The sequence below is a fragment of the Trebonia kvetii genome (assembly GCF_007827045.1).
GTDB lineage: Bacteria > Actinomycetota > Actinomycetes > Streptosporangiales > Streptosporangiaceae > Trebonia > Trebonia kvetii.
In genome coordinates this window covers 22,891-35,223 of record NZ_RPFW01000001.1, presented here as the reverse complement: position 1 = coordinate 35,223, position 12,333 = coordinate 22,891, and the positions used below count along the sequence as shown (strand labels likewise).

The following is a 12,333-nucleotide window of genomic DNA, read 5'->3' as shown; positions in this document are numbered from 1 at the left end:
CGCCGGCCGCTCGCCGGTCAGGTTCGCATTGCATCGCGGATTGGCTGCTGTAGATCGGCCGGCAGCGGGTTCTCGAGGCCGAAGGTCCGGTAGCCGTTGACGCGCAGTATCACGTCGCCGTCGCCGTCAAGCACGTGACAGTCGAAGCTGCCGTCGGCGGCGGGATGGGCGACAGCGAACAGCTCTGCCTCGGGAACGGGCTGGTGCGCCATGCTGACAAGATCCGCGTGAGCGGGCAGCGCAAGGTGCCCGTCGTGGCCGATCTCCCACAGGCCAGCGGTCTGGAAGCACGCCTCCGCCAGCCGCGGCTCGGTGGCCGTGTGCCCGGTCTCTGGCGTGTTCCCTGCCGGCATGTGCCGGGCGAGACGGGCGACCGCGTCGGCACCCCGGTGCCAGGCCTCGCGGACCACCTGGTAGGCCGGCCCGTGGAAGAACACGTGGTAAATGTCGTCCTGGGTGACCGCCGCTGCCTCGTGGGCTCCGGGCGCCTCGGCTCGCGCTTGCTCCACGGTGTGCTCCACAGCGGCCGAGGTCAGCCTGACCTGGCCGGTGAAGTGCGTCGTGACGCGCGGCGCCTGCTCGCCGGCCAGCACCCGGCTGGCGCTCAGCGTGCAGTCCGCCACGAGCTCGGTGCCATCGGGCCGGATCACCGCGGTCACGGTGATCGTGCGCGGCTCGTCCCGGTAGAACTTCAGCGGGGCGATGAAGTCCACCTGCTCGACGGCGGCCACCCGCATGCCGGGAACGGCGAGGCCGGCCAGGGCCGCGAACGCCTCGATGCCCATTACCCCAGGCAGCACCGGCGTGCCGTCGATCCGGTGGTCGTGCAGGAAGGGCTGTGCCGCGGGATCAAGCGTGGTCTGCGCGCTGAACCCGGAGTAGATCCCCATCCCGCTGATCGCGCCGATCATCGGGCCTGCGGAGCCAGCGTCGATCACGGCGGGGTCGAGCCCGCCGGTGATGTCGTTCTCGGCGGTGAGCATCCCGAGCTGTCCGCCGACCACAACCTCGCCGCTGAACGGCCCGGCGGCCAGTTCCCGCCCGATCCACGGGATGCCCGCCTCAGGTGCCAGCATCTCGATGCCCGCCATGGCCATCACCGTCGGGATCGAACCCCTGGTCGCCATGCCGAGGCCGCCCCACGCCGTCCAGTCGACGGCTATCGCCCTGGTGTCAGGGCGGGTGGCGCGGAAGCTGGACATGATCTTGCACAGCAGGTCGTTGGCGGCGGCGTAGTCGGTCTGCCCCGCGTTGCCGAACCTGCCCGCCACCGAGCTGAACGCCACCACCGCGCCCAGTGGCATGTCCCCGGCCGCGTGCAGCAGGTTGAACAGGCCGTCGCTCTTGACGTCGAAGACCAGGTCGTACTCGCGCGGCTCCTTGTCCGCAATGGCGCGGCTGATGTCAAGCCCGGCGGCGTGCAGGAGCACGTCCACCCGCCCGTGCCGGTCGCGTATGCCGGCCATGACGTCCGCGACCGCGCCGGGTTCGGTCAGGTCGGCCGCGTGGTAGTAGGCCTTGCCGCCTGCGGCGTGTACTGCCTGGATGGCGATCAGGGCCGAGTGCAGCCGTTCGCAGCGGGCCAGTTCCCGCTCGATCAGCACCGGTGTCGGCCGGGTGCCGCTGGCGGCGAGACGGTCGGCGATCGTCTTCTTCAGCCCATCCCGGTCGGCCGCGAACTGGATCAGGTCAGGGTCGGCCGGATCCGGCTCGGGTGTCAGGTCGATGAGGTGGAAGGTGCCGCCGCTGGCCTTGGCCAGGTCCGCGACGATGGCCGATACGATCGCCCCGGCCGCTCCGGTCACCGCGAACACCGTCTGGCTGCCGAGCGTCATTCCGCCGCTGCCGTCGCCGAACGGGACTTCCCGCAGGCCCACCGTCCAGCGGCGGCCGTCGGCCCGGCCGATCTCGACCGCTCCCGGGTCGCAGAGGGTCTCTTCGATCAGCGCGTCAGCGAGCGCGCCAGTCTGCTTGGTGTCCGGCTTCCTGATGGCCGGCTTCCTGGTCTCCGGGAAGTCGACCGCCTTGGCCAGCGCATCTGGCCGCTCGCGCCAGTACGCCTTGACGAAGCCGGTCACCGCGCCACCGAGGGGCGCCGTCGCTCCGTCGTTGTCGTATCCGTGGTAACCGCCCATCCGGGTCCCGGCCACCAGGAACGTGCCGCGCGGTCCGAGCTGGCCGGCCTGCTCGAGCCGCCGGACCACCGCGTACAGGTTCTTGACCCGGCGGCGCAGCGCCGCACGCCAGCCGGCCAGGTCGAGTTCGCTGAGGGCGGGTTCGGCGTCGAGGGCGGCCAGCCAGTACAGGCCCTGCACCGGGCCTTCGGCCAGCCAGCCCGCCAGCCGCGAGTCTAGATCGTCAGCCGGGCAGCCCGGCTCGATGACCAGGGCGCTGACGCCGAGCGAGCCGAGCCGCCTGGCAAGTGCCTTGCCGACGCCGCCCTCGTCGGCCATCACGATGACCCGGCTGGACTGGCCGAGCGTCACGGCGGTGGGCTTGCACCACTGCGCTGGTGGCCGCAGTACCGGCACGGGGATGCGGCGCGGCAGGCGCTGCGCCGCCGCTGGGTCACCAGCGAAGGCGGGCGCCGTCTTGAGCGGCGGCGCCGGCGCCGCTTCGGTCTGCATGCCGCCTGCCACGGGCTCGGCGGGCTCGGGCTCGACGAGCTCGGGCTCGGTTGCCACGGGCTCGGCTGGCACGGGCTCGGCTGGCACGGGCTCGGCTGCCACGGGCTCGCCTGCCACGGGCTCGGCGGGCACGTGGTCGCGGACGAAGCCGATCACGTGCGTGAGGGTGGGGAACTCGCGCAGCCTGAGGTTGTCCTGGCGGGGGATCGAGAACCGTTCCCTGACCGCCGCGAACACCTCGGCCTGCTTGACCGTGTCCACGCCCAGGTCGGCCTCGAGGTCCAGGTCGAGATCCAGCAGGTCACGCGGGTACCCGGTCAGCCCGGCCACGACATCGAGGACAGCCTCGGTGACCGGGTCAGGTGCCTGGGCCTCGGGCGTCCGCTCCACTGGGCCGGCGGCCGACGGCTGCGACGGCGCGGCGACCGCAGCCGCCGCCTCGCGTGCGGGTGCCGCCTGGGCGGCCGGCATGATCACCGGGGGCTGCCTGGTGGCGTCGTCCGCGACCCTGAGCCTGCGCTGTACGACCTCCAGCTGTGCGTCGTCGCGGCCGGTCATCTTGTCCAGCCACGAGTGCCATGCTCGCTCGTCCGCGATGCGGTAGGCGAAGCCCAGTTCGCTCGGCGCCTGGTGCAAGCCATCTGGCGGCTCGATCCAGTGCATCAGCGTCATCGAGACCTGTGAGCCGAATCCGGCGGCGAGGCGAAGCGCGTACTTGACCGGGTACGCGCCGCCGCGCGACAGGTTCAGCAGGCCAAGCTCCGGATCGGGCTCGCGGTAGTTCGGCACCGGCGGGACGATCCCCGTTTCCAGCGCCTTGACGGCGACGACTTCCTCGATCCCGGCGCCCATGGCATGCCCGGTGAAGCCCTTGGTGTTCGCGATGACCACCGAGTCGGCGGCCGGTCCGAACGCCGTCCGGAGCGCGCTGATCTCGGCCGATGCGCTACCGCCGCGGGCCGGCGTGTACGTCTCGTGCGAAACGAACATGGTCTGGTCAGCGATCCTCGCGCGGTCGACGCCCCGCCGCTCGGCCTGGCAGATGAGCTGCTCCATCACCTGCGAGATGTGCTCGACATCGAGGCGGGTTCCGTGGAAGGCACTGTTGGCGGTGACCGCCGCCAGGATTTCGCAGATCGGCCGGATGCCGCGCTCGCGCGCCGCGGCGGCGGACTCCACGACCAGGGCAGCGGCGCCTGAGCCGATGATCATTCCGTGCCTGCGCCGGTCGAAGGGCAGGGCCGCGTCCTCGACCACCGCGTCGGTGGCCGCCGCCCCACTGGCCAGGAAACCCGATCCGACCCAGGGCAGCAGGGTGTCCGAGGCGACGTCGTCCGCGGAAATCACGACGACGCGCCGGCAGCGTCCCGCCCTGATCCAGTCCTCGGCCACGCACAGTGCCTGGGAAGTGCTCGCGCAGGCCGCGTTTACCTGCGTGTTCGGACCGCGGGCGCCGATCAGCTCGGCGAACTGCGAGTGTCCCATGGACAGGACACGGAACAGGAAGCGGCGATCGAAGGTGAACGGCTCGGCCTGCAGCAGGTGCCGCAATTCGGCGGTGCGCCTGTCCACCTCGGCCACGGCCTGGTCCTGCGCGCTCATCCGGGCCCGGATGTCCTCGAGCACGCCGAGTTCGTGCCTGCGGGCGCGGTCCTCGTGGTAGTGGTTGAGGTCGGTCGCGAGAGACTCGTAACCGGGGAACGCGGACGCGAAGATCACTCCGGTGTCGTCGCGCATGTCGGCGGGCAGCCCCCAACGATCAGGCAGCCTGGTCCCGAGCGTCGTGGTGTGGTAGTGCCGCACCAGCGGGATGCCCGCGTCGCGCAGCGCGTCCACGCCGACGCCAATGGCCAGCCGGGTGCACTGGTCTAGCGCGGCATCCCGGTCGGCGTCGACGCCGAACTCCGCGGCGAGGTCGAAGCTCCCGTACCGGCCGGCCAGCTTGATGACGTCGCCCTCGCTCTCGATCGCCTCGAAGACCGGGTCGCCGGTCTCGCTCTTGACCAGCCGGGTGATGTGCTTGTCGACCATCTCACGCCGCACCTGGCGCGGGACGACATCGATGAACTGCTGGCCGGAAAGGATGCGCGCGACGTTCTCGTCGTCAAACACCCGCTCGGTGCCGGGCAGGCCAAGCGCGGCGCCGGTGATGACCACCGCTTCGGACAGCGTCGGCTCCGCGCCGTCCGGTGCGGCTGGCGGCGGCGTGACCGGCCGGACGGCGGCGACGCTGGCTGGCTGCGCGGGGTCGGCTGGCTGCGTGGCGCTGGCGAGGATAGCGCGGCCGCGGTCGATGAGATCGGCGACCAGGCGGCCGAGTTCGGCGTAGCGGTCTTCCGGCATAGCTGCTCCCGGTGAGGTAAGTGAGGTAACTGGAGCGTCGGCTGGCACCCGCACGGACGTCTGCTCACGAGCTGCCGCGGGCCGCGCCTGATAGCCAAGGCCCGCGGCGTACAGCCCGCAGAGCGCGACGTTGAACGACGGTACGTCGCCGTACTTGGGGTGGTTGGTGAACAGCGCGACAACGTCGTCGTGCGCCGAGCCGAGCACGTCCTCGGCGAACCCGGCTAGCGCCCGCTTCGGCCCGACCTCGACGAAGACCCGGGCACCGGCCTCGTACAGCGTGCCGAGGCCCTTGACGAACTGGACGGGCGAGGCCACCTGACGTGCCAGGATGTCCAGCATGTGGTCCTGCAGGCCGGGGCCGCTCGCGGGGTAGAACTCGCCGTCGACGTTGGCCACGACCGGCAACTGCGGAGCGCGCAGTGGCAGCCCGGCCAGGGTCTGCCGGAGCGGCTCGCTCACCGGTGCGACGATCGCCGTGTGGAACGCGTGGCTGACCGGGATGCGCGCGGCCGAGTACCCGGCCGCAGTGAACGCCTCGATGGCCCGCTCGACCGCCTCGGTCGCGCCGCCGATCACGGCCTGGTGCGTGCTGTTGATGTTGGCGACGACCACGTAGCCGTCGACGGACGCGACGATCCGCTCGATGTCGGCCAGCGGGGCCATCACGGCCGCCATCGCCCCGTGATCGGGCACGTTGAGGCTTGCCATCCCCCGGCCGCGGGCGCTGACGGCCTCGAGCGCCGCCGCGAACGACAGGGCGCCCGCCGCGACCAGCGCACCGTACTCGCCGAGGCTGTGCCCCATCACCAGGTCGGGCTCGATGCCGTACGCGGCCAGCATGCGGGTGAGCGCGAGGTCGGCGGCGAGCACGGCCGGCTGGGTGATCTCGGTCTGGAGCAACTGCCCCTCGGCCCGCGCCACCGCCGCCGGGTCGTCGCCGTCGACGAAGATGTAGGAAGTCAGCGGCTTGCCGAGCAGGGGCGTCATGATCTCGTCGGCCTCGGCGAACGTCTGCGCCACGATGGGCTCGTTGTCCCGGAGCTCGCGGAGCATGTTGACGTACTGCGACCCCTGGCCCGTGTACAGGAACGCGGTCTTGGGCGCAGGGCCATGGCCGATGAACACACCGCGCGAGCGCAGCATCTTGCGCAGCTCAGGGGCACCCCCGGTCAGCGCCTGGACGGCCTTGCCCGCCTTATCCGCCAGCTCGGCGGCCGCACCGTAGTCGATGGCGACCCGTACCGGAGCGGCGGCAAGCGCCGGGTCGGGAGGCGCCAGGGCCGGAGCCCGGCCGGCCGCCGCCTCATCCCGTATCCGGGCGAGCTGAGCGGCCACGTCAGGTTCGCTGTCGCCGCCGACCACGAGAGCACCGCGCAGCGGCTTCCTCGCGCATGCGGCGATGCGCGCACGGTCTTGAACGCTACCCGGCCCGGGAGAGTCATGGCGTGCGGGTCCGGCGGAGAGCCGCCCTCGTTCGGGATATTGATCCTGGGCTTCTTGGGTGGGTGAGGCTAGCGGGTCAGGTTCCGCCGTCTTCACATCGGCGCCAGCGAACCTCCGCGGGTTCCCGCTCTCGTACCTGCCAGGGATGTACTCCTCGACCGCCGCGTGGAAGTTGGTGCCGCCGAACCCGAAGGCGCTGACACCAGCCCGGCGCACACCGCCGGGCGGCTCCGGCCACTCCCGCAGCTCGCCGTTCACCCGGAACGCAGAGCTGGCCCAGTCGACGTTCGGGTTCGGCTCCCGGAAGTTCAGGCTTGGCGGAAGTACCTTCTCATGCAAGGCCATGACCTGCTTGAACAAGCCAGCGGCGCCCGCCGCCCCCTTCAGGTGGCCGATGTTCGACTTCACCGAGCCGAGCGCGATCGAGCCCGGCGCCAGTTCGCCCGCCGGGAAGACGTAGCCGAGGCTCTCCAGTTCGGCGGCGTCACCGACCCGGGTCGACGTGCCGTGCGCCTCGACACAGGAGACAGTGCCCGGGTCCACGCCCGCGTTGCGCCAGGCCCGCGCGATGGCCAGCCGCTGCCCGGCCGGATTCGGTGCGGTGATCCCCTTGCCCTTGCCGTCGCTTGCCCCGCCGACGCCGAGCAGCACCGCGTAGATCCGGTCACCGTCACGCTCGGCGTCGGCCAGCCGCTTGAGCACGAACAGGGCCGCTCCCTCGCCCATCACGAACCCGTCGGCGCCGGCGTCGAACGGCCGGGTCCCGGTGGCGGAGAGCGCCCCGATCTTGCAGAACTTGACGAAGGTCGAGGCCCCCATGTTCCGGTCTACCCCGCCGGCGACGGCCGCGTCGTACTGCCCGGCCGCCAGGCCCTCGGCGGCCGCGCTGAGCCCGGCTAGCCCGGACGCGCAGGCGGCGTCGGTGGTGAAGCTCGGGCCACGGAAGTTGAACAGGTTCGCTATCCGCCCGGCGGTGATGTTCGCCAGCTCGCCCGGCATCGTGTCCTCGGTGATGTCGGGGGACAGGCTCAGGAACGACTGGCTCGTCTCGGCCATGATCGCGGTCCTGGTGCTTGCGGGCAGCGACGAGAACGCGGCCGACCGGGCAAGCTGGCGGGTGAACTCGGGCAACTGAACCCGCAGCACCGACGCGTAGTGCTTCTCGCCGCCCATCGCGTTGCCGATGATCACGGCGACGCGCTCGGGATCGACGTTCCAGCCGGGCCACCCCGCGTCGATCAGGGCCTCGCGCGCCGCGGCCACCGCCCACTTCTGGGTGTCATCCATCTGGTCGCTGACCTTGGGCGGCAGCGGCAAGCGCCAGCCGATCGGATCCCAGGGGAATTCACGGACCCATCCCCCGATCCGTGAGTAGGTCTTGTCCGGAGCACGCGGGTCCTGGTCGTAGTAGAGGTCCGGGTCCCAGCGGTCCTTCGGGACGTCGGTGATGCTGTAGCGCCCGCCGGTTATGTTGGCCCAGAAGTCCGCCGCCGTCGGCGCCTCCGGCATGATCGCGCCCATGCCCACGATGGCGATGGGCTGGTGTCCCGGCCCGCCCGGCCGGGCGGCGTCCTGCGGAGTCGTGGTCATTTCATCAGGTCCTTCACGTCAGAGCGCCCGTACAGGGCATCGGCAACCCGGTCCATGTCGCCTATCAGCCCTTCTTGCACCGCGAACGCGGCGTCGAGCCAGCGGCCGCCCGGCAGCGGGCCGCCGCCGACGGCCCGTGCGCCGGCGGCTCCGGTCACCCAGCGCAGCCCGTCGCACGCCACCTTCTGTGCGGCGTCGCGGGCGAACACCCGGCTCATGGCGGCAAGCGCGCTGCCGTCGAACCGGTGGCTGGCCTTCGCCGGCAGCTCGCCGTCGAGCGCCGCAGCGACACGGCCGGCGAAGCAGCCGGCGCCTTCGGCCGCGGCGATCAGTTCGCCGAGGCGCAGCAGCACATGCTGGTTCCTGGTAAGGCGGCCAGCGCGGCAGGCTTCGAGCACGCCCGCCAGTGCCTCGCAGGCCACGGCCGCGGTGCCGGCGCCGACATCGGGGTGCCTTGTGTCGAGGGCGCGAAGCCCCGCCGCGCTCTCCAGGTAGTAACGGCCGGCCGTCTTCAGGTGCTGCTGCCACCGGTCGCGGGCGATCGTCATCTCCATGATCTCGGAGGTGCCTTCGTAGATCGTGGTGATGCGGACGTCCCGCCTGATCTTCTCCACCAGGTACTCGCGGGTGTACCCGTACCCGCCGTGCGCTTGGATCGCGGCGTCGGCGGCGAGGTTCCCCGCCTCGGTAGCCAGGTATTTCGCGATCGCGCCTTCGGTATTGAGCGCCCCGTCCGCGCCCTCGCCCGTGTCGATGCGCGCGGCGACGAACTCGATGAACGCCCGGGCGGCTTCCAGCCGGACGGCGTGCGGGACGATGAGTTTGTGGGTGTAGCCCTGCTTCTCCGATAGCGGCGTGCCGCCCTGGATCCGCGTGGTGGAGTACGTGATGGCGCGGTCAAGCGCGGACCATCCCGCGCCGAGGCCGAACGCCGCGACCATCAGCCTCGTGTAGCCGAACACCTTCTGGGCCTGGATGAGGCCCTGCCCCTCCACGCCGCCGACGAGGTTGCCTACGGGCACGAAAGCGTCATCAAGGAACAGGGCGGCGGTGTTGGACAGCCGGATCCCGTGCTTGTCCTCGGGACGGTTCTGGGTGAACCCCTCGGTGCCACGGTCAAGGACGAACCAGGACGGCCCGCCAGGGGCACTGGCCAGGATCGTGTACTTGTCGGCGATGCCGCCGTTGCTGATCCACTGCTTACGGCCGTTCAGCCGGTATCCGGAGACCGTCCCGCCGGCCAGCACGGGAGTCGCGGTTGTCTTCAGCGCGGCGAGGTCGCTGCCCGCGTCGGGCTCCGTCGCACCGTAGGCGTACAGGATGCCGCGTTCGGCGATCTCGCTGAGCCACTGGCTCTTCTGCTCTGGCGTGGCACCGACAAATATCGGGTCGCTGCCCAGGAACGTGGCGAGCACGCTGGTGGCGATCCCAACGTCGAGGCCGGCCATCTGCTCGCAGACCCGGTAGACGTCGATCGCCCCGCCGCCCATCCCGCCGTATTCCTCGGGGATGAACAGCAACTGGATGCCTAGCTGGTCGCCGCACATGGCCCGGACCATGTCAACGGGGCACTCATCGTCGCGGTCGAGCTGGAGAAGCCGTTCGTCGGGGAGGGCGTCGCGGACGAAGTCCCTGACGGTCTCCAGCATCATGGCGAGCGTCTCGGTGTCGAGGCCTGCCCCTGCCGCGAGGGCATCTTGGCTGGCTAGCGGCATCATCGAACTACTCATTCCGCACCCTCTCCCATGGAGAGTTCGCCGTGTTCTTCTGTCTCCTTCGACCGTTAGGTAACGGCCGGGTTGCTTGGTAGAGCCGAAGGTCCTCCGTGCCATGACATCGGCTAGCTACTGGGCGGTAAGCACCCGGTTCAGGCCGATTTGGGCATGAGACAGGACCAATGGCCATTGACTGGCCGGGCGGTCGGCCTCAACGCTTAACGGGTCGGGGCGGAACACCACTGACGGCACGCCAAGCCGCAAGACGCCAGCCGGTCTCTTGCGAAATTCGTCAGAGGGGAAGCATCATGACGAACCTCGCCACCACACTCGTCAACACCTCGCGTTGCTATCCGGACCGGACCGCGGTGCGCTCGGACGAACGCGCGCTGCGCTACCGCGACCTGGACGAGCTCAGCGCCCGGGTCACCTGCTGGCTGCTCGGCCGCGGGATCACGGCCGGCGACCGCGTCGCCTTGATGGCACCGAACACACCCGAGTTCGCCGAGCTCTATTACGGCATCCTCCGGGCCGGGGCCGTCGTGGTCCCGATGAATCCGCTGTTCAAGGCCCGTGAGGTGGGCTACCACCTGTCCGACTCGGGCGCCGCCCTCGCGCTCGCCTGGCATGGCGTAGCCGACCAGGCCGCCGCGGGCGCCAAAGACGCGGGCACGGAGCTCGTGGTCATCGAGCCCGAGGGCCTCGCCGATACGCTCGCCCGCTGCGACCCGGCCCCGGCGGTCGCGGACCGGGCAGCCGCCGACACCGCCGTGATCCTGTACACGTCGGGTACCACCGGGCAGCCGAAGGGCGCCGAGCTGACCCACGCCAACCTGCTCAGCAACATCGAGGTCACCAGGACCACGCTGCTGAACCTGCGACCGGAAGACGTGGTGATGGGAGCGCTGCCGCTCTTCCATTCCTTCGGCCAGACGGTCGGGATGGGGTGCGCCGTCGCCACTGGCGCGTGCCTGACCCTGCTGCCCAGGTTCGACCCTGGCCGTGCGCTCGAGATCATCAAGCAGGACCAGGTGACCGTGCTACCCGGTGTCCCGACGATGTACGCCGCCCTCTTGCACGGCGCGAGCGGCAGCGCCGAGGACGCGGCCAGCCTGCGGCTGTGCGTGTCCGGCGGCTCGGCCATGCCGGTCGAGCTGATGCGCGCGTTCGAGAAGCACTTCGGCTGCATGGTCCTTGAGGGCTACGGGCTTTCTGAGACATCGCCGGTGGCGTCCTTCAACCATCCGGACCGGGAACGCAAGCCCGGCACGATCGGGCAGCCCATCGCCGGCGTCGAGATGCGGGTGCAGAGCGAAGGGGGCGACCCGCTGCCGCCCGGTGAGATCGGGGAGATCGCGATCCGCGGCAATAACGTGATGAAGGGGTACTGGCGGCGGCCGCAGGACACCGCGGAAGCGATGGCGGGCGGCTGGTTCCGGACGGGGGACCTCGGCCGGGTGGATCAGGAAGGCTACTTCTCGATCGTGGACCGCAAGAAGGACATGATCATCCGGGGCGGTCTCAACGTCTACCCGCGTGAGGTCGAGGAAGTGCTCTACGAGCACCCGGCGGTCGCGGAGGCCGCGGTCATCGGCGTGCCCGACGAGATGCTCGGCGAGGAAGTCGCGGCGGTGGTGACGCTCAAGCCGGGCGCGTCAGCCGACCCTGGCCAACTGCGTGAGCACGTCAAGAGCCAGCTCGCCGCGTACAAGTACCCGCGTCACGTGTGGATCGTGGACGTACTGCCGTACGGCGGCAGCGGCAAGATCCTCAAGCGGGCCATCGTGGTCCCGCCGCTGCCGTTATCCGGCCTCGGTGCGCCCCTGTGGATCGAGCACCTGGGCCAGGTGGTCGCTCAGGGCTTCTTGGACGTGCTGGGACATGGCCTGGGCGAGCATCGCGTCAAGCACGATCTGGGCCAGCGGCCGCAGCCGCCGGATGATGGCCGCCACCTCGGCGATGTCCTTACCCTGTAGCCTGCCGTCCCCCAGGTGGGCGGCGACCACGTGCGCCGCCACGGTGGCGGCCATGTCGCGCGCGGTCGCGTCCACGTGCACGCGGAGCCGTTCGGCCAAGTCGAGCACGGCAGGCAGCGTCATGCCCGCCGCCACCATCTCGGCACCCGCGCTCAGCAGCCTGGGGCTGGGCACCCGGTAGTGCTCGCCGTCCGGCTCCAATATGCCCAGAGCCACGGCCCTGGCCCGGTTCTCCTCGGTGTCTTCTTCGGCGAAAGTCTCCCGCAACTGCTCAGCGGTCAGGTGGCCGGGAATTTCGTCGGACCACGGGTGGCCAACGGCCGACTCGAGGTCGAGCACCTCGGCAAGGTTGCCGCCGCGTTCCCAGACAGCCAGCATTTCACCGATGTTGGCGAACGTGAAGCCGCGTTTGAGCAGCTGGCCGATGAGCCGCAAGCGGGCCAGGTGCGCATCCGTGTAAATGCCCACCCGCCCGTCGCGGCGGGGCGGGGCAAGCAGCCCGCGATCCTGGTAGACGCGGACGTTGCGGACGGTGGTCTGCGCCAGCCGTGCCAGCTCGTCGATGCGGTACTCGTCCATGCTCTCCTAGCTGCATCTCTTCGTCACTGCGGGCGAGCTGTCAAACGTTACCCCGTT

Annotated in this window: 3 protein-coding genes and 1 pseudogene; 1 reads left to right on the top strand and 3 read right to left on the bottom strand. The window is 70.6% G+C overall.

What is annotated here, in order from left to right; genetic code table 11:
- Positions 1–17: 17 nt before the first annotated feature.
- Together EAS64_RS00130 and EAS64_RS00125 are read right to left on the bottom strand one after the other, a co-directional pair.
- On the bottom strand, positions 18–8,006 hold the full coding sequence (locus tag EAS64_RS00130) for a type I polyketide synthase (RefSeq protein ID WP_145850677.1): 7,989 nt from the start codon (positions 8,004–8,006) through the stop codon (positions 18–20).
- Positions 8,003–9,736, bottom strand: coding sequence for an acyl-CoA dehydrogenase family protein (locus EAS64_RS00125; protein WP_222848889.1), 1,734 nt, complete (start codon positions 9,734–9,736; stop codon positions 8,003–8,005). Before EAS64_RS00125 ends, EAS64_RS00130 begins: the two co-directional genes overlap by 4 nt.
- A gap of 167 nt (positions 9,737–9,903) precedes the next feature.
- Here EAS64_RS00125 and EAS64_RS00120 point away from each other — a divergent pair.
- Positions 9,904–11,493, top strand: a pseudogene (locus EAS64_RS00120) (long-chain-fatty-acid--CoA ligase); the annotation flags it as partial.
- A 30-nt stretch (positions 11,494–11,523) separates the two neighbouring features.
- Here EAS64_RS00120 and EAS64_RS00115 read toward each other — a convergent pair.
- The gene (locus tag EAS64_RS00115; RefSeq protein WP_145850676.1) at positions 11,524–12,276 is read right to left on the bottom strand and encodes a MerR family transcriptional regulator; all 753 of its coding nucleotides are present in this window, start codon (positions 12,274–12,276) and stop codon (positions 11,524–11,526) included.
- Between the last annotated feature and the right edge of the window lie 57 nt (positions 12,277–12,333).